The organism is Bacillus haimaensis, assembly GCF_048270625.1.
Taxonomy (GTDB): Bacteria; Bacillota; Bacilli; order Bacillales; family Bacillaceae_I; genus Sutcliffiella_A; species Sutcliffiella_A haimaensis.
Genome location: NZ_CP158164.1, coordinates 747,455 through 768,638, shown reverse-complemented (window position 1 = coordinate 768,638; position 21,184 = coordinate 747,455). Strand labels below are relative to the sequence as shown.

The window sequence follows — 21,184 nt, the reverse complement described above, 5'->3', positions numbered from 1 at the left end:
TTGCGCCTCTCCTCTGCTAGTCTAGTCTCTTTTTTATTACCAGTTTGACTATGCTCCGGTTCCCAGTATCTCTACTTTATCTACAAATTCTAATCGCTTCAGCATGGAAAGTAAAGCATGTATATCCCCTTTTAGGCCTGACATGTCGAGGGATAATGTGACATTGGCTTTTCCTTGAAGCGGGATGGTCTGGTGTATGGTCAGGACATTGCATCCCACGGAAGCAACGGTTGCCAGAAGCTCTGATAGGGCCCCTGTCTGGTCTTCTAAGTGAAAAAACAAGGTCATGATCTTTTCTTTTACCATCGTATGAAAGGGAAAGACGGTATCGCGATACTTATAAAAGGCACTGCGACTGAGATCTACACGCTGTACCGCCTCCGCAATGGAATCAGCCTTACCCCTTGCAAGCATTTCTTTTACATCAAGGGCCTTTTTCATCGCTTCAGGCAGTACATCCTCCCTCACTAAATAAAACTTCTCCTCGAGCATCTACCATCTCTCCTTGTTCCATATGGATTTTCCTATGTAAAGAAAGAGGGGGTGCTTTCTCCCCCTCTAAAAAGTCATTCTATTCTACAAACTCGAATTCGTATTCAAGAAGGCGTACCAAGTCGCCATCCTCGGCACCACGTTCTCTTAGTGCCTCATCTACGCCCATTCCACGAAGCTGACGGGCAAAACGTTTGATCGACTCTTCATGATTGAAGTTTGTCATCACAAACAGCTTTTCAATTTCTGCACCAGAAAGAACATAGGCACCATCCGGATCTCTTGTAATACGGAAGCCCTTTTCTTCTTTCTCATGCTTGTACACTACGCGCTGTTCAATTGCCTCTTCCTCATATAGAGGGTATTCCGGCGCATGCTCCAGCTCATCTGCCACTGCATATAAAAGATCGCGTAAACCGCTGCGGGTAAGAGCCGAGATCGGGAATACCTTTACATCATCGTCAAGCTTCTCTTTAAAGGTAGCAAGATTCTCTTCTGCATCCGGCATATCCATTTTATTTGCAACAACAATCTGAGCACGTTCAGTCAAGCGCATGTTGTATTCCTTCAATTCCTCGTTGATCGTTACATAATCCTCATACGGATCACGACCTTCAAGACCGCCCATGTCGACTACATGGATGATGACCCTTGTACGTTCAATATGACGAAGGAACTGATGTCCAAGTCCAACACCCTGGTGAGCACCTTCAATCAGTCCAGGTAGATCGGCCATGACAAAGCTTCGGCCATCTTCCGTTTCCACCACTCCGAGGTTCGGAACGATCGTAGTAAAATGATATTCGGCAATTTTCGGTTTTGCTGCTGATACCACAGATAGTAGTGTAGATTTCCCTACACTTGGGAATCCAACAAGACCTACATCAGCAAGCACCTTCAGTTCAAGAACAACGTAGCGCTCCTGACCTGGTTCACCGTTTTCTGCAACTTCCGGAGCAGGATTTCTCGGTGTTGCAAAGCGCGTGTTTCCACGACCTCCACGGCCGCCTTTTGCCACGACATATTGCTGGCCATGCTCAGTTAAATCCGCCAACGTTTCTTTTGTATCATCATCCATGACCACTGTTCCAGGCGGAACCTTGACAATCATGCTTTCCGAGTTTCTTCCGTGCTGGTTTTTGGACATTCCGTGCTCTCCACGGTTTGCTTTAAAGTGACGCTTATAACGGAAATCCATCAGTGTGCGCAGTCCTTCTTCCACTTGAAGAATGACGTCTGCACCTTTTCCGCCATCTCCTCCGGCTGGTCCACCATCCGGTACGTATTTCTCACGACGGAACGCAACCATTCCGTTCCCGCCGTCTCCACCTTTTACATAAATCTTGACCTGATCGACAAACATTGATTCTCACTCCGATCTAAAAATGCAAAGCCATCTTTCGGCCTGCGATACATAATCATCATAAAACGTAATCATTATAAAAGAAAACTGCCCCATGTGAGGATGTTTTCGTTGTTATCATTTTTATAGCTTTATTCACAGGTAAAGCAGATCTGCATCTCGCATCCCTGTGATGAGACGTGGCTTTCTTCAACCAAAAAGCTGATTGGCTGATTTTCTATCCAGGTGGATAACTTGTCTGTGCTTTCTATTATTCCACTTAATTCGAAAAAGAAACGAATTTCCTTTTCCTCTATATGCATGCTTAAGAACAAATGGTTTTCCGCCTTTTTATTCACAACCGTCTCTATAAGGGAGAATAAGGACGTAATCCATTTGTACAGGGATTCATCATAATCGGATAAATTTAACGCACCATCCCCTATCACTTCATATTCCATGGAAAACAGGCGTGGCTCCCAATGAAAAGTGATAAGAAATTCTGCAAACATAGACGCATGCAGGTTGGTTAAACCGGACTCATGATTGGACTCCAGGACAATTTCATCTATTAGATTGTTAACCCGGTCCCAACGCTCAAGCGACATATTCGCCTTAATCAGCTGCAGCCGATTCAGCCAATCATGCCGGGAATGGCGCAGAACCTCCAACGTGTCTCGTTTTTTCATCATTTTTCATACTCCCAGCAAAAATTCCAAAACTTTCTTATATGTATAAGATTATAGCATATAAACTTCCTTGAGGGGCACTTGAGGGGCCAGACCCCGGCAGGAATTCGACAAAAGGTGTAGAATTCATTATAGTTTGTTGGTCCATGATGAAGCTGCTGTTTAGTTTTGATGAACCTAGTTTGTAATAAAAAAACTCTAACCTAATGTCAGGCTAGAGTTTTTTCTGAGGATTATGCTTCTTGAGCAACAGGATATACGCTAACTTGTTTGCGGTCACGGCCTAAACGCTCGAAACGAACGATTCCGTCAACCTTCGCGAATAACGTATCGTCTCCACCACGTCCAACGTTTAGTCCAGGGTAAATTTTAGTACCGCGTTGACGGTATAAAATAGAACCACCAGAAACTTGTTGACCGTCTGCACGCTTAGCGCCAAGACGTTTTGATTGAGAGTCACGACCGTTTTTAGTAGAACCTACTCCCTTTTTGGAAGCAAAGAACTGAAGATCTAATCTTAACATGTATTCCACCTCCTATTTAGAAATGGTTATATAATTTCCATAATCACGTTCAATCGTCTCTAAAGATACGACCATACTTTCCAGCAGCAGCTGTACTTTTTCTTTTGTCGATTCTTCCAGATCCCGGGGAACCGTACAACGAAGAAATCCATCTGCCCCTTGCTCAATTTGTGGGGTAACAGACAAAAGTGATATAATGGAGTTTACTGCACCGAACGATACAGCGGAAACCCCCGCACACACGATATCCGACCCTTTTTTGGCAAAGTTGGCATGTCCAGTTATGGTAAACGAATCGATAGCTTGTTGATCGTTTCGTTTAATTGTAACTTTAATCATCCAATCACCTTAAAATTATAGGTTGATAGCATCAACAACAACTTTAGTGTAAGGTTGACGATGACCTTGTTTTTTACGGTAGTTTTTCTTAGCTTTGTATTTGAATACAGTAATCTTCTTCGCACGGCCTTGCTTTTCAACTTTAGCCGTAACAGTTGCTCCTGCTACTAGTGGGCTACCAACTTTAACATTGTCGCCACCAACGAAAAGAACTTTGTCGAAAGTTACAGTATCGCCTTCAGCTGCACCAAGTTTTTCGATGTAGATCGCTTGACCTGCTTCAACCTTGATTTGCTTACCACCTGTTTCAATAATTGCGTACATTCTCTTGCACCTCCTCAATAGACTCAGACTCGCCAGTGTCAGGTATATGTAACGAATACGCCCATATTTATCAGGAACCTGGACTGTGCGGTTGTAGCACGGGTGCTACAAACTAACAAAGAACATCTTAGCACACTTAAAAGCCTAATGTCAATAAGGTTCCAGCGATTTTAGACGATCTTTTGCATCGGGTATGGAACCTGTAAAAACAATCTCATAATCAGGCTTGCCCACAAACTTTACATAGTGAATTTCGATGCCTGTACGCTCTACCAGATCAGGCATTTTATCCAAGACACTTTTAACATCCTCTGTGAGCTGCACAATAATTGCCTCCACATCCGAGCGATAGTACTCAAGCAGCTTCCTTTCCAGTTGAAAAGCGATGGTCTCGGATGAATAAACCGTTCCTTTTCCAACACAAGGATCACACTTTTGCAGAAGCATCCCAGTCAAGGGTTCCCTGATTTTTTTCCGTGTCAGCTGCAGAAGATGCAGCTCGGTAAATCCGATGATCCTCACTACGGATCGGTCCTTTTTCACTTCCCCGCGGACTATCTTAAGCACCTGCTCCTGCTCTTCCACACTCGCCATATCAATGAAATCGACAATGACAATACCGCCGATCTCCCTTAAGCGAAGCTGCCTCGCCACTTCCTTTGCCGCTTCTAGATTGGTCTTCAGTACCGTCTGCTCCAATCCGGCCTTCCCGACATATTTCCCAGTATTGACGTCTACTACCGTCATTGCTTCCGTATGCTCGATAATGATGTAGCCGCCACCCGGGAGCCAGACGATTCGCTTTAACGCCTTTTCAAGCTCCTGATCGATTCCTCTTCGTGCAAAAATATCTTCTTTTCCATCGTAAAAGCGCACCGGATAGCCCTGTTTTTTCAAAAGCTGAAAGGTTGGAGCATCGTCCACTTCCATAAGCTTGATTTCACTTTTCGGGATTTCCCTGAGCAATTTTGCAAGAAAATGATCCTCTTTGTGCAAGAGCCCGGGAACTTGGTAGGAGGACATTTTTGCCTGCACATCCAAGTATTGCTGCTGCAGCGCTGCCAATTCATCCTCCACCACTTCCACAGGGGCATGTTCACTGGCAGAACGGAGTATCACACCCTCTTCCTCTGTACACCAACTGTAAAGATGCTCCCTCCACTGCTTACGGCTGTCCTCTTTCATCTTCTTTGAAATCGCCTTAAATTTTCCATAAGGCTGATACACAATATGTATTCCTGGAAATTCAATAAGCCCTGTCAGTTTCGGTCCTTTTGTCCCTTCGCCTTCTTTTGCCACCTGCACCAGGACCGATTCTCCCTGATGGACAAAATGGGAGATGCCACGCTTTTCCTTTTCCTGCTTGGAAAGCGGCGATAACTGATAGGAACACAAATGGTCGCGGTGAAGATACCCGGGCTGCTTTTGTCCAATATCGACAAAGGCTGCCTGCATCCCGGGCAAAACATTCACAACACGACCCTTATATATATTTCCTTCTATATGTTCAGTAGTAGGCCTTTCAATAAGAAGCTCTACTATTTTATCCTGCTCTTTCACGGCAACCCGCTTTTCCGTTGCACGAAGATTCATAATAAGCTCAGTCAATGGAATAGCCTCGACTTTCAATATTTAGTATGAATAAAGGATATCTCCAATATCGATTGTCGTCAACTTCTCCTTGAAATAAGCATGCAAAAGCTCGTTTTCATCCAGCGGCGTCTGTTTTTTATTGCCTTTCATCACGATGATATTATGCTTGCAGTCCCGCTTGAACCTTTGCAGGACCTGATGGATCTTTTCCGTTTCATCCACGACAATCGGTGTAATTTTCGAAACGGAATTCGTCTTTCCATAATACCTCTCCAATAAAAAGCGGATGAATACAAAATGACGCTGCTTCCATTCCGAGAACAGGCAGTAAAAAAGAAATAAAGAGATGATCCACATATTCAGATGAAGTGGGTCAATCATCAGGTAAATAAGGAAGAAAATACACAAAAAGACAAATGAATATTGCAGGGTCCGCTCATGGGATTTCGCAAAGGAGGAAAATTTACTTAAAAAGATGCTCATCAGCTTTCCGCCGTCAAGCGGCCAGATTGGGAGAAGGTTAACCAGGAAAATCATCAGGTTGAACGAAAAAAACAGCTCCCACATTTCTGGTGAAAGAACATCCATTGAAAAAAGAAAATATCCTGCGGCCGCGAGCCAAATATGCTGAAACGGCCCTGCAAGTGTAACAATCAGCTCTTCCTTCAAAGGACGGTTGCCATGCTCCTCCATTTCAGCCACCCCGCCAAAAGGAAGAATCAACACCTGCTTGATTCGCCATGAAAAGTAGGTGGCAGCCAGACTATGACCCAATTCGTGCACCAATACAATGATGAAGAGGATGAGCAGCTCCCAAAAATTCGCCGTCAGGATGGCAAGGCCGATCATCAGCCAGAAAATCGGGTGTATATGGATTTTTTGAAATAGCCTGAGCCATTTATTATTCAAATGATATCACCTGCATGGGATCGATAAAATCATTGCCTTTTTGAATCGCAAAATAGAACATCCCCTTCGAGCCATCCTCTAGTGTTGTCGTTCTGCCAATCACCTGTCCGGTTTTTACAAAATCGAACAACTTCACTTCCACTTCCCCAAGCTGCCCATACCATGTGTACGTTTCATCTTCGTGCTGAATGATAACAGTTTTTCCTGTGTCACTCTTTTTTCCGACAAAAGTTACATGCCCTCCATCCATTGCTTCCACTTCGGAATGTGCCATCGTCTCGACCATGACTCCTTGACCATTAGTCTCAAAGCTTTCATACACTTTTCCCGAGGCCGGCATCACATAATCCTCACTGCCCTGAATCTTTTCCGTATCCTGCGGCAAAGGAAGCAGCGCCAATGACTTGCCGAACTGCTCTTCATACCAAGAAGAGAAGGCCGTAAACTGAAAGCTCTGCTTCATGGTGCTTGTCACGAACTCTCGAGGCTTCTCAAGGGCCGCTGACTGATTCTGGAACATGATCCCCACCACTAGCACAAGTATGGCAGAGGCTAAAATCTTAAATAGAAAAAGCTCTTTATTGAAAAGCGGATGCTCCTTGTTTCCATCAGGGCCACTCTCATAGGAGGTATAACTTGCATTTCCGTACTTTTCTTCATCCCGCATCACATACGAGGACACTTGCTTACGCTTGGTGTGCTGCGTTTGTCGTTCCCTTTTTCTCTTCGCGGCTCTTCTTCTTATCTCATCCAACCGATCATTCATACAAACACCCTTCCCCCTATTATGTTTGTACCATTTTATGACTTGTCCTTTGGGGTTATGACGATTCCGCTCCAGAAACCCAATAAAAAAACAGGCGGGAACATATCCCCGCCTGCTTCTAGTTTATTCCCCGTCCTTCATCGCCGGACCAAGCAGGTCGATCCTGTTGGTCCAGATATAGCCGGTAAAACGCTCCGGTATGCGCTTGAGGTCTTCGACTTTGTCAAAGCCTTCAGAGAAGCCGCCATCGCCTGCAACGAGGATGACCCTTGTGTCCACTTCATCCATCCGATCATAGAACTTTCCTGTCCAACCCCAAAGCCACGGTCCGATTTTTTCCGGAATATGAAGCTGACCGTTTTCACAGGATTCAGGAACATAGCCTGTCCAGCCGATTGCGATGTAAGGGTACATACAGCTTTTCATAGTTGCCATTGACATGACCCGGATCACAGGCATTTCTTCCTTCAATGCAGCGATCGGTTTATCCCCACCGTAAACACTGATATTCGAGCTATTTCCAACAAAATCATAATCCTTCAGATACTTTGCAAGGAGCCTGCCCTCTTCAGGATCGTCACTCTTAATATGAATCAGCAGTTCTTTGCTCGGGAATGCCTGAAGTACTTCTCCAAGCGTCGGCATGAGGCCTACACCTTTTCCCCGGAACGGATAGGTTTTGCCATTGTCGGCAGTATAGCCGTATCCGATATCCAGTGCCCGGAGTTCTGCCATCGTATGCTCTCTTGTCACGCCTGTCCCATCAGTTCGGCACTCCAAGGTCCAATCATGAAAAACGGCAAACTCACCATCGGTTGTTGGCTGCACATCAAGCTCCACAATATCCGCTCCTGCTTCAAAGGCAGCTCTCATCGATGGAATGGTATTCTCCAAATACTCATGCTCCGGTTCAAATATCCGCTCAGCAGTACATGTATCATTCTCGATTCCTTCCATACTGAACGTCTGATGGACACCGCGATGCGCCAATAGCAATGGCTCCTCTTCCACAGGTCCGGAGAAAATCGAGGTATTCGTGATAAAAAACAGGATGCCTAATAGGAAAAGTGCCAGCAATATATTCCTAAATACCTTTTTTCTTGCTTTCATGTAGTAGTACTGCTCCTTCCAAGCGCTCGTTTTAAGATATGTATATATTTTGCACCAATCTTAGCAAAAACTTCCGGAAAACAAAAGAAACCGTCCCTTTCCGTTTAGGGGCGGCTTCTCACCTGGTTTAACGAACACCAAAGAATTTCTTGATTTTAAACATGACACCTTTATTTTCCTCTTCCAAGGATTGCAAAGGAACAGACTCACCAAGAATTCGACGGGCGATGTTACGATAAGCGATGGATGCTTTGCTTGTAGGATCCATGACAATCGGCTCTCCACTATTGGAGGCACGAATAACACTGTCGTCATCTGCAACAATTCCGATAATATCAATGGCAAGTATGGATACGATCTCATCCACATCCAGCATTTCCCCGTTTTTCACCATATGGTTACGAATACGGTTGACTACTAATCTAGGTGGCTCGATATCTTCTTTTTCCAAAAGGCCGATGATGCGGTCTGCATCACGCACCGAAGAAATTTCCGGTGTAGTGACAACGATTGCCCGATCTGCACCAGCGATCGCATTCTGGAAGCCTTGCTCGATTCCTGCCGGGCAGTCGATGATAATGTAATCGTAGTCTTGCTTCAGTTCGTTTATAAGCTTTTTCATTTGTTCCGGCTTTACAGCTGTTTTATCACTTGTTTGTGCAGCTGGAAGGAGCTTCAGGCATTCAAAGCGTTTATCATTGATTAAGGCTTGATGTGTTTTGCAACGTCCTTCAATAACGTCAACTAAATCATAAATGATACGGTTTTCAAGTCCCATTACGACATCCAGATTTCTGAGTCCAATATCTGTATCTACTAAACATACACGTTTTCCTGCTAAGGCAAGAGCGGTTCCTATATTTGCAGAAGTTGTCGTTTTGCCGACTCCACCTTTACCAGACGTAATTACGATAGCCTCTCCCACTTATTACATTCTCCTTTCAAGCCTTGTTAACATTGGTCTTAGATGTGAAAGCAACTGTAAGCGATCTATAATAATTTGTTCATTCTTATCTATATAGGCGCATTCCATTTCATTGCTTCCCTCAAGCTGTTCGCTTAAGTCCGGGGCACGGTTTATCGTTTCAAAAATGGATAGCAGCGACGGTCTCATGAGACTTGCAGCGATGACAGCCTCATTATTTCCCAATAAACCTGCATATGCATTTCCACGCAGGGCTCCCAATATAAAGATATTGCCGCCCGCTTTCACCGTTCCGCCCGGGTTCACATCACCAATCAAGAGAAGATCTCCTTTAACTTCCAGGACTTGTCCTGAGCGAATCATTCTTGCTACTGGGACAATTTCATTTTCTTCTTTCCACTGTATGGCCTGTTCTTTTGTAATGACATTACTTTCAATCTCTTCGACAATAAAATTCTTTTTACTGCGAATGACATTGCGTAATTTCTCTTGTTGCTTATTGGTTAAAAAACGGTTCCCGACCTTTAGTCTTACACCAAGTAAAGGCGAATCATCCGGATTGCTATTCGATGCCAATTTTGCTTCTATTTCAGCTAAAAGCTCTGGAAACGAGCATGTATCATCGAGATGCAGAGTTAGGCCCTCTTTCGTGCCCTTAATGGTTACATACTGTTGTTTTTGTCTATTCACGACGTTCACCTCAACAAGTATATAATTCGACATAGTCCTTCTATTTCCTTTTTCCCATGCGCATAAAAAATAAAAAAAGATTACTAGAATCAGTATGTAGAAGAAAAGCTGACTAAAATAGACAGCTTTCTTAAAGTTCATCCTTTTGTTCATATGCCAGCTTTTCCATGAACAATTTCAATGGAAAGATGAAGAGCAGCGTAAAAATGGCATTAAATATCAATGTCGGAACCAGTCGGCCTGCAAGGAAACTCTGATGAAGAATATCAGTAGTCCCGATTAGAGTATGAATGCTGTACACCAGATATTCCACTCCCGCAACAGCTAATATAATCATAAAAAAAGCAATGAAAATATTAGCCTGCAACGCCTTCATCAGCTTCGATACAAAATAGGAGGCAACAGGATAAGCAAATAAATATATCCCCAATACTTCCGTATAAACAATATCATAAAGAAGTCCAAATACCATCCCGAAAATAATCCCGATATAGGAACCTGTATAGATCGTGCAAAGAATCAGGGTGATCAGTACATATCTGGGTACGATGACCCAATCCTCACTGATATTCCCTAGAAAAAACATGTCAACCGTCATGCTTTCCAAAACAAACAAGCAAAGAATAAGGGCTGGTAAGACATACTTCCTCACTCAGAATCCCCCTCTTCTGTTGCTTCTTCTTCAACAGACTCTTCCACCGGTTCTTGATCTCCGGAAATTAACGTACGTTTCACGATCATCACTTGACTGATATCATAGAAATTTGCTGCCGGCTTTATGTAGGCCATCTGTGTTAGCCCATATTCATCCGGAACGACCTCCGTCACTTCCCCGATAATCAGGCCTTCCGGGAAGATTCCACCAAGTCCAGAGGACAATACAGTCTGTCCTTCTTTCACTTCTGCCTGATGAGGGATCCTTTTCAGCAAAAGTGCACCCTTTTCATCATCATATCCTTCAATCAATCCAAAGATGCTTTCATCTCCCTGGATATAGGCGGATATGCGGTTTTTCGGGTCAAGGGAGCTTAACAGTTGTACGGAAGAAGTAAAAGGATTCGCATGCTTTACCTTACCGATCAAGCCGCCAGATGTAATAACAGCCATGTCCTTTTCCACACCGTCCTGTTTCCCTTTATTCAAGATGATCTGCTCGCGCCACTGATCCGGATTTCGTCCGATAACCGTTGCAGGTAGCGGATCGTAATCCCTGAGCGAGTCGAGTTCACCGATTACTTCTCTTATTTCTGCGTTTTCCTGTTCAAGCTTGTGCGCTTTTGTTTCGAGCATTGCGTATTCTTCTAGTCTAGCACGCAAAAGTTTATTTTCCTCATACGTATTCTTCAAGTAGCCTACGTTCTCAAAGAAACCCGCAACATAATGTGCGGGCCGATAGAAGATGGATTGCACAAAGCCTGTCGAGTCTTTAACAAACTGTTCAGGCCAAGTCAATTGGTCCCGTTCTTTCAAGGAGAAACCAATCAATGCCACTAGAATAATTAAGCTCACCAACAAAATGATCAACCTCTTATTGAGGAAAAATTGCGGCATGACTTAACACCTTCTTTTTAGCGATAATCTCTTGATCTCTTCTTAAATTCGTCAATATAATCCAAAGCTTTACCTGTTCCGATTGCCACACAATCCAATGGATTTTCCGCAATGATAACCGGCATTTTCGTTTCATCACTGATTACTTTATCCAGGTTACGAAGCAACGCCCCTCCACCTGTCAAAACAATTCCGCGGTCCATGATATCTGCAGCAAGCTCAGGTGGCGTACGCTCCAAAGTCGCTTTAACAGAATCAACAATTGCGGTAACTGTATCTTTCAATGCTTCTTCCACTTCTTTGGCAGAAATTTCGACTGTTTTCGGAAGTCCAGTCAACAAGTCACGGCCGCGGATATCCATCGGTTCGATTGTTTCTGAATCACCGGCAGATCCCACTTCAAGCTTCAGCGCTTCAGCCGTTCTTTCCCCAATCATGAGGTTGTAGTTTTTACGGATATAAGCAATGATGGCATCGTCCATTTCATCACCTGCAACTCGGATGGACTGGCTTGTTACAATTCCGCCCAATGAGATGATGGCAACTTCTGTTGTTCCGCCCCCGATATCCACGACCATGGAACCAGTAGGCTCCCATACAGGAAGATTGGCACCGATTGCAGCTGCAAATGGCTCTTCAATCGGATATGCATCGCGTGCACCAGCTTGACGAGTCGCATCAATTACCGCTCTCTCTTCAACAGCCGTGATTCCGGATGGAACACATACCATCACATACGGTTTACGTGAAAAAGCGCTCTTATTGCGCAACGCCTGCTTAATATAATATTTCATCATGATCGCTGTTGTTTCATAATCAGCGATTACTCCATCCTTCATCGGACGAAGCGCCACCACATTACCTGGTGTACGGCCGATCATATTTTTCGCATCGTTCCCGACAGCAACAATCTGCTTCGTATCGGTTTGAAGTGCCACAACCGACGGCTCACGCACAACAATCCCTTTTCCTTTAATAAAAACTAGTGTATTGGCTGTTCCCAAGTCAATACCAAGATCTCTCGTTCCAAACATAAATGTGTATCTCCCTTTCTGAAACTAAATGCTTTTAGGTGTGGTTAAAAGTGATAAAAGCGGACAGAATTGCCCTCATTTATTTCATTAACATGTGGATAATGTAGTTTTAAGAAGACAAAGCTTGGAAAGAAAAGTCCCTTCCAAACTCATGAGTAATATTATAGCGTAGGATACGAAAAAAGCATAGTACTTACACATAGCCTTTTTCTTTTAAACTGATGAATTTCTGGTCGCCGATGATTAAATGGTCCAAAAGCTCTATTCCGATAAGTTTCCCGCATTCGTTGAGCCTTTTTGTCACATCTATATCCTCCCGACTTGGCGAAGGATCTCCTGAAGGATGGTTATGAAGGCAAATAAAGGAAGCAGCTGAACGACGAAAAGCTTCTTTGAACACTTCACGGGGATGCACGATGCTGGCATTCAGACTGCCGATGAAAATGGTCTGCTGATGGAGCACCTGATTCTTGGTGTTGAGGTATAAGCAGACAAAATGCTCCTGTGTTAAAAACCGCATATCTTCCATTACATAATTAGCAGCGTCCTCCGGCGATCGGATCACATAGCGGTCTTCATACTGGAGCCGATGAATGCGCCGACCGAGCTCCACTGCAGCCATAATCTGTACTGCCTTGGCACTGCCGATCCCCTTGATGCTCATCATTTCATCAACGGAAGCATCCTTCAGCAGCCTCAATCCCTCAAAAGTGGTCAAAAGGCGATTCGCCAGCTGCAGGACGGATTCATCCTTGGAACCTGTCCGGAGCATAATTGCCAAAAGCTCATGATTGGAAAGGCTTTGCGGCCCATCCTGCATCAGCCTTTCCCGCGGGCGCTCGTCTTCCGGGAAGTCTCTTATCATTAATGATGTAGTTGGTGCTGTCATTCTTTATACCCCCTTTGCTTTATTGATACTAAAAGCATAAGGGCAACCTACCGCACTAAAAGAAGCTCTTCAGTTCACGAACCGTTCTAGACAAAGGCAGTCCAACCACAGAAAAATAATCACCATGGATCTCTTTCACAAACAAGGCTCCCACTTCCTGAATCCCATAGCTACCGGCCTTATCCATCGGCTCTCCTGACCTGATATAGTATTCAATCTCTTCATCTGTAAGCTCCCAAAACGTAACCGCTGTCTTTTCGTAAAATGACACATGCCTATTTCCACTGACAATCGCAACCCCACTGATTACATAATGAGTATTGCCACTCAGCATCTTTAACATGTATCTTGCTTCGTCTACATCTTTGGGTTTTCCAAGAACCAAACCGTCATGGACCACTATGGTATCTGCGCCGATAATGACAGACTCCCTGTTTTCCCTGGCAACATCTTCGGCCTTTTGTAGAGCCAGGTTCATTGCAATTTCTTCTGGATTTAACATGGGGTCAAAGGTCTCTTCAATCGAACTGACCTTCACTTCAAAGGAGAGTTTTACTTGTTGGAGGAGCTCCTTTCTTCTGGGGGATCCTGAGGCTAAAATTAGAGGCTTCATGCATTATCACCTTTTCCTGAAATTTTTCAAACAAGAGAGATACAGACCCATCGTATCACAAAAAACTGCCGTAAAACAAACAAATACCATCCTAAATCGAAACATGCATTTCCACATAAAAACAGGCCCCAAAATATTATTTTGAGAACCCGTTCTTTAAAAGAATATTTTACTGGTACAGAAAAGCGGTTGCTTCCAATAATTTCTGCTGTGCATCCCACAAATCCGAGGTATCTTTTGAGGTTTGGTATTGCTGAATGTGCTGATACGCACCAACAAGCAAGTCTTTCCACTGCTTTGGCCCATCTGTCATTTCTTCTGCTTTGACTGCCGAGATTTTTTCAAAGTGTCCGTTCATTTTTTCCACTGCGGCGCTATCAAGTGAACCTCCTTGTATTAATAAGGAGGACGCTGCAGCCAATTCCTTATACAGCCCTTGTCCTTCCTGAAGGACTGTCGCATCCTGAGCGGTTAGGGAGTTGAAGGTTTTTTCCGGGATGGCAAACTCCTTCGCATAGGTTTCCAGTCCTTTGTCGGTTGCCATCGCACCAAGACTCTTCATTCCTTCGACCGTTTGCCCAATACCCACCAATACATAAATGGTATCAGTGCCAACAGCAACTGCTGAAAATCCCTGACTTTTGAAGGTATCAATCGTCGCATTTGCAGACTCCATATTGGATAAAGCTCCCCCCTGCAGGACAGCTACACCTTGCGCAGGTATGGTTACACTTTGCTCGCCGCTATTTCCCGTTGTTTCAGGATTATCATTCTCCGCCTGGTCTGACACAGAGCCCGCAACAGGCTGGTTGGGATTTAATGGATTATCAGAAGAGATATTCATGATTGCGAGAATAAGAAAGCCTAAACAAGTTCCAATACCGACAGCCATTAAGATGGATACAATAAGTTGTTTTGAAAAGGACGGAGGGGCCAGCTTCTTTTTGCCAAAGGATTGGGGACGCGATTTCTTTCCATTTGCTTTATTGACTTGGCGCAAATCTTCTATATAAGTAGTTTTCTCTGATGTTGTCTCCTTCTTCTCCTGCTTAACCGGCTCTTTCGGAAGGACCCATTCGAAATCTTCTTCCTCTTTCTTTTCTGCTGCTGCAGCCGTTTCATCCACGATGATCAGGGGCAGATCTTCCTCTTCCATGTGCGGACCTTCTTGTACTTGATCTTCGTAGCTTGCCACAGGTGTGTCCGGTTGCTTTTTCCCTTTCTTTCTTTTTGAATGAGGATGAAATGATTTTTCCTTTCCGTTAATTCGTATTTTCACTTCATGTGTATGATTCTTGTCCAATATTTCCACCTCCATTTACCTTGACAAAATATGTCTCCAATTGATTTGTTTCATCCTATCATAGAGCATAAAAAAAAGAACAAGACTTTTGTCGTCTTGTCCTAATTCTTTTCCGACACAAACCCCTAAACTCTAGGGCTTTCGACTGTTTCCTCGGAAATAATTTACTCATTGTCGAGAAATGGATTGGTCTTATTGCTCGGTTCCGGTGCAGAGATCGGAGGCAGATCCTCAATCAAGTCCGCTAGCTCCGGATGGTAAAACGCTGATAACTGAACTGAATATGTGAGTGACGTCAATTCCTGTGCAATGGAAGTCAACTCAGGAAGTCCGGTGAAAGCAACCGATTCGATTTGCGTGATTCGGGTCAATCCTTCCAATTCCTCAAGGAAAGTTGTGAGATCTTCATAATTCTCAGACTCGATGGATAAATTAACGGTTACCTTCTTTAACCCTTCAGGCAAGTAGGCTTGTTCGGTCTGCTGGTCTGTTGTGCCCTCTGTGCTAGGAGAACTGTTTGTTTCCACATACTCATCAAGAGTCGTAGTGGACGCTGAAAAGTCCGCATTCCCAAAAGTCATATTCATGATTCTAGAATTGGAGACCACTTCCGCTTTCTCAAGTTCGAGAATCAGCTGTTCCACATAGGAGGTAACAGGAATCTTCCGCTGAAGTTCCATTGTATTTCCCAACCCTGCTCCAGCTGATTCCTGCTGCTGGTCCAGAACTTGTATCAATTGCTCCTCAATTTCAATCTCTTGCTTTTTCTGCTCCACCATGGTCTGTTTAGGCGAGTAGCTTAAATAGTAGAAAAGGATGATTCCCATTACGAGCAATGCTACAACAGATGCAAAGATGATGTAGTGCTTTCTCTGAAGTTCAATGATCATAGGTCCTCGCCTCCATCCTCTGATTCCGTATCCGTCTCGGTTTCTGTATCCTCTTCATCCGATTCGGTTTCTCCCCCCACAGTTTCCGGAGTTTCCTCTTCTCCTGCCTTTATAGCAGCCTTGTCAAATTCGAGGCTATACTGCGCGATATAACGAGGCAAAACATCAGCATCCTCTTCCTCACCGACAGTGGTGGTGGAAACACTTGATAGATTGACATTCTGGAAATAGCTGTTTCCGTTCAGATGATATAGATAATAGGCTGCGTCTTTGGATTGATCGAACTGCACCGTTACATTCAATGCTCCGCTCTCAGCATAGGAGAAGCTCTGAACAAACCCACGGCTTGGAAGCATCCTTACAAGCTCCTGCATGACAGGAACCATTTCCACCGGATATTCCTCTGCCCATTGAACCGTATTCTCCAAGCGCTGTGCTGAAGAGGAGTTCTGAGGCGTCCGTATGGATTCTTCTTTAGCCTCACGCAAAGCCTGGACATTTTCAAGGCCTCTTTCAGCCCTTGCGACTTCCTGACTGACAAGATGCTGAAAGATTACTAGAAGAACGACAACAAAAAGAACAAAGAATCCGCAAATTCCATATACAAGAGGAGTCGTAATGTTACGCGCCTGTTTTCTTGGCAATAGGTTTATATCTACTAACGTTTTCATTACTACACCTCTTTTAACGCTAACCCGAGTGGGAAATAGAATTTCGGGTCAACAACCTCTTGATCTTGTGTATAGACATCCTGCTCATATGTATCAACCGGCACTGTAATCCGTTCTCTCAGCTTTGCCAATACCAATGGGAAGTTGGGATGGTCCCCGTACAGGAGAACTCTCTTCACTTCATCGGTCCCTTGGTTCAAGGAATAACGGAAGAAGTTCATGATCCGTTCCACTTCTTTGATGAAGTCCTCCAAAAATACGTTAAACTGAATAATATCACCGGCCCACTCCATTCTCGTATTCGTCTCGGACACTTCCCATATCTTAATGTCGGCTGGGATGGCGATGGTCCTGACGAATACAGGGACATGCTTCATAAAAATACTAAGCGTGATACAGCTGATATCAAAATGAATGATTAATAGATGGTCATGCTCATTCCGCTGTCCAAACTCATAATAGAGTCGGTATAGGCAAAGAGAAGATACATCCGCCACAGTAGGCTTCATTTTGTTTTCTTCAAAAATGGAAGACACCTGTGTGACCATTTCTTCCGGCGAAGCGAAAAGAACCAGGTCCGTTTTCTCGGAACGCTGAAGAACATGCACATCAAACACTGGATCTTCAAATGGTAGGTGAATGGTTGACCCGAGCTCCAAATACAGGTGTCCGATAATCTCGTCATCCATCACATTCGAAGGGATGCTAAGCTTTCTTGTCACTACAAATTGATCGGGAACGACAAATCTGACATGCTTCCGCTTCAATCCCCATTCTTCCACACATTCCTCGAAAATGAGACGAAAGATATTTTCATCGACAATTTTCCCATCACGCACGATGTTCGGCGGCAAAAATCGCTCCTTTGTCCGCTTGACAGTCAAAGGATTCAAACTCTTCAACTCTACCATTCTAATAACATGATCACGAAACGTAATATTTATAAAATTATTATGTTTTGGCTGTAAAAACGAAAATTCCATTCAGTAGAACTCCTTTTTGATTTACTAGAAGAGTAGAGAAAAGTACCAGTTCAAGATTTTCTCACCTACAAAATAACTGATGAGCGCCGCCACTGCAATCGATGGTCCAAACGGAAACGGTACACCCTTTTTCACTTTGCCGAAAAGCATTCCAATAAGGGCTGCAATCATTCCAATCAATGAGGAGAGAAAGAACGCAAGAATAACCATCTTCCACCCCAAAACAAACCCGAGGACCGCAAACAACTTGATATCCCCACCACCCATGCCACCCTTGGAAAGCATGGCAACGAGTGCCGGGATCGCAAAACCTACCAGCAGACCGATCAGATGATTTGGAAGGGTCTGATAAGGAATGAAAATTCTTTCAAACATGAATAAAAGGAAGAAGAATAACAGTATCTTATTTGGAATGAGCATATAGTGAATATCAGTAATGACGATGATAATCAGCATCGAAATTAGGGTCCAAGCAATCACCAGCTCGTAAGTCCAGCCCATCAAAAGTGGTGATAGGACAAACAGCACAGCTGTCAAAAGCTCGAATAATGGATAAATAGGAGACACGGCCTCTTTACAGTACCGACATCTCCCCTTGGAAAATACATATGAAAGGACGGGAATCAAATCAATCCCCGTCAATGTCTGTTTACAGCTTGTACAATGTGACCTCGGTGTCACGATTGACATGCCCTTTGGAATTCGAAGGCCGACTACGTTATAGAAGGAGCCTAGGAGGAGGGCGTAAAGAAATAAGAAAAATGGAATCATTTTTTATCCTTCAGTATCATCATCTTCAGTAGAAGTTGTTTCTTTTCCGTCCTTATCAAGATTTATTGTTTCGCCATTTTTTGGTGTTAATACTGCACCCGTAACGCTATCTCCGTTAATAGTTACTATAGCAGAAGAATATTTAGAGTCGTCGAATTTATCTAGATAATTGTTAAGTTCACTATAAGAAAGTTCTCCTGCAGTTGTTGGTTGAATATCGTCCAATAAAGCTAGTCTAGCTGCACCCATTAATTGTTGTCCGTCAGCTATAATTGCATCTTCTCTGGCATTTTCAATTATTTTCCCAATACTAGGCACCGCAATCGCAGCAATAATCCCCAAAATAACAACTACCGCTAAAAGCTCGATCAGCGTCAAACCTTTTTCATTTTTTAACAAACTTCTGAATTTTTGTAACATCTTTAATATTCCTCCCATTTTGGAAATATGTAACATTTTTTTACACTCTAATTCTATTATACTATCTTACTAAATTCAATAAGATTTTACAGCATTCTATGACTGAATGTGGTTAAAAATATCGAACATTGGAACCAGGATGGATGTGACTATAGTCCCGACTATGACTGCAAGCACGACAATCATCAATGGCTCTATCAGACTCTTTAATCTGTCGGTTGCGTGGTCTACTTCTTTTTCATAGAACTCTGCTATTTTATCCAGCATCGTATCCAGTGACCCGGTGCTTTCCCCGATGGAGATCATCTGTGTCACAAGTGGTGGAAAAGCCCAGTGCTCTTTCATTGGACCAGTCATACTTTCCCCTTTTTCCAAGGATAGCTTACTGTCTGCCAATACTTTCGCAATAACCTCATTTTCCACAATCTTCTCCACGATGCTAACCGCCTGTAAAATAGGGACTGAACTTGTAAACAATGAGCTAAGGGTTCTGGTAAACCTTGCAATGACTGCTTTTTGAAGCAATGGTCCAAAAATAGGCAACCTTAGCACAAAGTAATCCAAATAGTACTTGGTTTCCTTCTTTGATTTTAAAGCCATAATCCCTACAACCAATGCTAGTATCATCAACAGGAACAGCCACCAGAAAGACTGCATCCACTCACTCGCTCCAAGTACAAACCGGGTGATTAGAGGAAGTTGTGCGCCAAAGTCGCTGAACATGGCGACAAAGGTAGGAACCACCCCAACCAGTAGGAAGATGACCACCCCAATGGCAATCACACCAAGCACCATCGGATAGGTCAATGCCGAAACGATTTTGGATCTTGTCTCACTCTGTTTCTCAAATTGCGTGCCAAGCCTGTCAAGCGTGTCATCTAAGGCACCGCTCGCTTCTCCAGCCTTGATCATATTGATGAACATGGTGGAGAACACCTTTGGATGCTTAGCGGCAGCGGCAGAGAGGGCATTACCCTGTTTCAGTTCCTCTTCGACATCAAAAAGCACCCTTTTCAGCGCCTTGCTTGATGTCTGATGCGCCAGAACATTCGTCGCTTCCACAACAGAAATGCCTGCCCGGATAAGTGTAGAGAATTGGCGTAGGAAAATAACGAAGTCTCTAAGCTTAACCGGATTACCTATTGCGATATCCTTCGTGAAAATCGACTCCGGTATCTCCTCAATCCTGACTACGCGTATTCCCTTTTCTTTTAATTGTACAATAGCTTCTCGACGGGATGCGCTGGTAATGGAGCCGTCCTTCTTCCCAGCTGTATCCCGTCCTGTATAGGTAAACCTGGGCATCTAATTCACCGTCTCCTGCAGAAAGCTTTCTGCTGATACTCTGCTGATTTCACTATTTTGAATCAGCTGCCTGATGCTCATTTCCAAGGTGTGCATCCCGAGGGCTCTGCTAGTTTGCATCACGTTTTGAATCTGATGTATTTTCTCGTTCCGAATCAGGTTGGCAACTGCCGGTGTGTTGACCAGGATTTCCGTCGCCACTTTCCTGCCTTGTCTGTCCAATGACTGGAAAAGCCTTTGGGAGATGATGGATACGAGCACCGAAGCAAGCTGTATACGAATTTGCGCCTGCTGTGGTCCAGGAAATACGTCAATGATCCGGTCAATGGTGGATGGGGCGCTGGTAGTATGCAGTGTTCCCAATACAAGATGTCCGGTTTCTGCTGCAGTGATAGCAGTCTGGATGGTCTCCAGGTCACGAAGTTCCCCTACAAGAATAACATCCGGATCCTGTCTTAGAGATGCTCTCAGGCCTGTTGCAAAGCTCTTTGTATCAAATCCGACCTCACGTTGATCGATCATGCACTGATTATGGCGATGTAAGTACTCGATTGGATCTTCCAAGGTAATGATGTGCTTCTTCATTGTGCGGTTCATGTAATCAATCATGGAAGCAAGTGTTGTCGACTTTCCGCTTCCGGTAGGCCCGGTAACCAGAATCAGTCCCTGTGGCTTATCTACAAGACTATTCAAAATAGGCGGCAAGGAAAGCTCTTCAAGAGATGGTACCCGGCTAGGGATGATACGTATGGCAATTGCAACGGATGTTCTTTGGCGATAGGCGTTCACACGGAACCTTGATATCCCGGGGACACTGTATGAAAAGTCAAGTTCCCCTTTTTCATCAAATGTCTGCCACATAAATTCAGGTATCATCTGTTTGGCAATCGTATGTGTATCCTCCGGGGTGAGAATATCTTTTCCATAGCTTTTGAGCTCCCCGTTTATGCGAAAAACCGGTGGTACACCAACGGACAGATGGATATCCGAAGCTTTATATTCATAGGCTGCATGGAGCCAGTCGTTCATTTTATCCAGCATGCTTATCAAC

25 protein-coding genes and 1 other annotated feature are annotated in these 21,184 nt (G+C 44.0%); all 25 genes read right to left on the bottom strand.

All coding sequences use genetic code 11. The features are described from left to right. Window positions 1-48: 48 nt before the first annotated feature. Window positions 49-492: an ACT domain-containing protein gene (locus tag ABN702_RS03670; protein WP_204416106.1), complete on the bottom strand. Its 444-nt coding sequence runs from the start codon at window positions 490-492 to the stop codon at window positions 49-51. Between the two features lie 79 nt (window positions 493-571). Beyond that, complete coding sequence (obgE, locus tag ABN702_RS03665; protein ID WP_417899441.1) at window positions 572-1,855, bottom strand: GTPase ObgE; 1,284 nt, start codon at window positions 1,853-1,855, stop codon at window positions 572-574. A gap of 131 nt (window positions 1,856-1,986) precedes the next feature. Next, on the bottom strand, window positions 1,987-2,526 hold the full coding sequence (locus ABN702_RS03660) for a Spo0B C-terminal domain-containing protein (RefSeq protein WP_417899440.1): 540 nt from the start codon (window positions 2,524-2,526) through the stop codon (window positions 1,987-1,989). Between the two features lie 230 nt (window positions 2,527-2,756). Beyond that, the gene (gene rpmA / locus ABN702_RS03655; RefSeq protein ID WP_204416109.1) at window positions 2,757-3,047 is read right to left on the bottom strand and encodes a 50S ribosomal protein L27; all 291 of its coding nucleotides are present in this window, start codon (window positions 3,045-3,047) and stop codon (window positions 2,757-2,759) included. A 12-nt stretch (window positions 3,048-3,059) separates the two neighbouring features. Next, complete coding sequence (locus ABN702_RS03650; RefSeq protein WP_386640540.1) at window positions 3,060-3,386, bottom strand: ribosomal-processing cysteine protease Prp; 327 nt, start codon at window positions 3,384-3,386, stop codon at window positions 3,060-3,062. Between the two features lie 15 nt (window positions 3,387-3,401). After that, window positions 3,402-3,710: a 50S ribosomal protein L21 gene (gene rplU / locus ABN702_RS03645; protein ID WP_417899439.1), complete on the bottom strand. Its 309-nt coding sequence runs from the start codon at window positions 3,708-3,710 to the stop codon at window positions 3,402-3,404. Window positions 3,711-3,725: 15 nt separating this feature from the next. Next, window positions 3,726-3,813: a sequence feature (ribosomal protein L21 leader region), on the bottom strand. Between the two features lie 47 nt (window positions 3,814-3,860). Then, window positions 3,861-5,318 (bottom strand): Rne/Rng family ribonuclease, encoded by a 1,458-nt coding sequence (locus ABN702_RS03640; protein ID WP_417899438.1) that lies wholly within the window; start codon window positions 5,316-5,318, stop codon window positions 3,861-3,863. 24 nt (window positions 5,319-5,342) lie between these two features. After that, window positions 5,343-6,212, bottom strand: a complete 870-nt coding sequence (locus tag ABN702_RS03635) for a M50 family metallopeptidase (protein WP_417899437.1) — start codon at window positions 6,210-6,212, stop codon at window positions 5,343-5,345. Then, window positions 6,205-6,978 (bottom strand): peptidoglycan DD-metalloendopeptidase family protein, encoded by a 774-nt coding sequence (locus ABN702_RS03630; protein WP_417899436.1) that lies wholly within the window; start codon window positions 6,976-6,978, stop codon window positions 6,205-6,207. The genes ABN702_RS03635 and ABN702_RS03630 overlap by 8 nt, the downstream gene beginning before the upstream one ends. Window positions 6,979-7,101: 123 nt before the next feature. Then, window positions 7,102-8,088, bottom strand: a complete 987-nt coding sequence (locus tag ABN702_RS03625) for a glycerophosphodiester phosphodiesterase family protein (RefSeq protein ID WP_417899435.1) — start codon at window positions 8,086-8,088, stop codon at window positions 7,102-7,104. A gap of 127 nt (window positions 8,089-8,215) precedes the next feature. Then, complete coding sequence (gene minD, locus ABN702_RS03620; RefSeq protein ID WP_417899434.1) at window positions 8,216-9,013, bottom strand: septum site-determining protein MinD; 798 nt, start codon at window positions 9,011-9,013, stop codon at window positions 8,216-8,218. A gap of 3 nt (window positions 9,014-9,016) precedes the next feature. Next, complete coding sequence (gene minC, locus ABN702_RS03615) at window positions 9,017-9,736, bottom strand: septum site-determining protein MinC (protein WP_386640560.1); 720 nt, start codon at window positions 9,734-9,736, stop codon at window positions 9,017-9,019. A gap of 97 nt (window positions 9,737-9,833) precedes the next feature. After that, a complete protein-coding gene (mreD, locus tag ABN702_RS03610) occupies window positions 9,834-10,355 on the bottom strand; it encodes a rod shape-determining protein MreD (RefSeq protein WP_417899433.1) in 522 nt (173 codons plus the stop codon). Further along, the gene (mreC, locus tag ABN702_RS03605) at window positions 10,352-11,254 is read right to left on the bottom strand and encodes a rod shape-determining protein MreC (protein WP_417899432.1); all 903 of its coding nucleotides are present in this window, start codon (window positions 11,252-11,254) and stop codon (window positions 10,352-10,354) included. The genes mreD and mreC overlap by 4 nt, the downstream gene beginning before the upstream one ends. A 17-nt stretch (window positions 11,255-11,271) precedes the next feature. Then, on the bottom strand, window positions 11,272-12,288 hold the full coding sequence (locus ABN702_RS03600; RefSeq protein ID WP_417899431.1) for a rod shape-determining protein: 1,017 nt from the start codon (window positions 12,286-12,288) through the stop codon (window positions 11,272-11,274). 193 nt (window positions 12,289-12,481) lie between these two features. Continuing rightward, window positions 12,482-13,177 (bottom strand): RadC family protein, encoded by a 696-nt coding sequence (gene radC, locus ABN702_RS03595; RefSeq protein ID WP_417899430.1) that lies wholly within the window; start codon window positions 13,175-13,177, stop codon window positions 12,482-12,484. Window positions 13,178-13,232: 55 nt separating this feature from the next. Next, entirely contained in the window at window positions 13,233-13,790 is a 558-nt protein-coding gene (locus ABN702_RS03590; protein ID WP_417899429.1) for a Maf family protein, read from the bottom strand. A gap of 169 nt (window positions 13,791-13,959) precedes the next feature. Then, window positions 13,960-15,093 carry a hypothetical protein gene (locus ABN702_RS03585; RefSeq protein ID WP_417899428.1) on the bottom strand — a complete coding sequence of 378 codons (1,134 nt, stop codon included), beginning with the start codon at window positions 15,091-15,093 and terminating at the stop codon, window positions 13,960-13,962. Window positions 15,094-15,257: 164 nt separating this feature from the next. Then, complete coding sequence (locus tag ABN702_RS03580; RefSeq protein ID WP_417899427.1) at window positions 15,258-15,983, bottom strand: pilus assembly protein PilO; 726 nt, start codon at window positions 15,981-15,983, stop codon at window positions 15,258-15,260. Continuing rightward, complete coding sequence (locus ABN702_RS03575) at window positions 15,980-16,654, bottom strand: PilN domain-containing protein (RefSeq protein WP_417899426.1); 675 nt, start codon at window positions 16,652-16,654, stop codon at window positions 15,980-15,982. The genes ABN702_RS03580 and ABN702_RS03575 overlap by 4 nt, the downstream gene beginning before the upstream one ends. A 2-nt stretch (window positions 16,655-16,656) precedes the next feature. Beyond that, window positions 16,657-17,637, bottom strand: coding sequence for a type IV pilus biogenesis protein PilM (gene pilM, locus ABN702_RS03570; RefSeq protein WP_417899425.1), 981 nt, complete (start codon window positions 17,635-17,637; stop codon window positions 16,657-16,659). 24 nt (window positions 17,638-17,661) lie between these two features. Further along, a complete protein-coding gene (locus ABN702_RS03565) occupies window positions 17,662-18,408 on the bottom strand; it encodes a prepilin peptidase (RefSeq protein ID WP_417899424.1) in 747 nt (248 codons plus the stop codon). A gap of 3 nt (window positions 18,409-18,411) precedes the next feature. After that, a complete protein-coding gene (locus ABN702_RS03560; RefSeq protein WP_417899423.1) occupies window positions 18,412-18,828 on the bottom strand; it encodes a type IV pilin protein in 417 nt (138 codons plus the stop codon). A 96-nt stretch (window positions 18,829-18,924) separates the two neighbouring features. Further along, the gene (locus ABN702_RS03555) at window positions 18,925-20,133 is read right to left on the bottom strand and encodes a type II secretion system F family protein (RefSeq protein WP_417899422.1); all 1,209 of its coding nucleotides are present in this window, start codon (window positions 20,131-20,133) and stop codon (window positions 18,925-18,927) included. After that, window positions 20,134-21,174: a type IV pilus twitching motility protein PilT gene (locus ABN702_RS03550; RefSeq protein ID WP_417899421.1), complete on the bottom strand. Its 1,041-nt coding sequence runs from the start codon at window positions 21,172-21,174 to the stop codon at window positions 20,134-20,136. Between the last annotated feature and the right edge of the window lie 10 nt (window positions 21,175-21,184).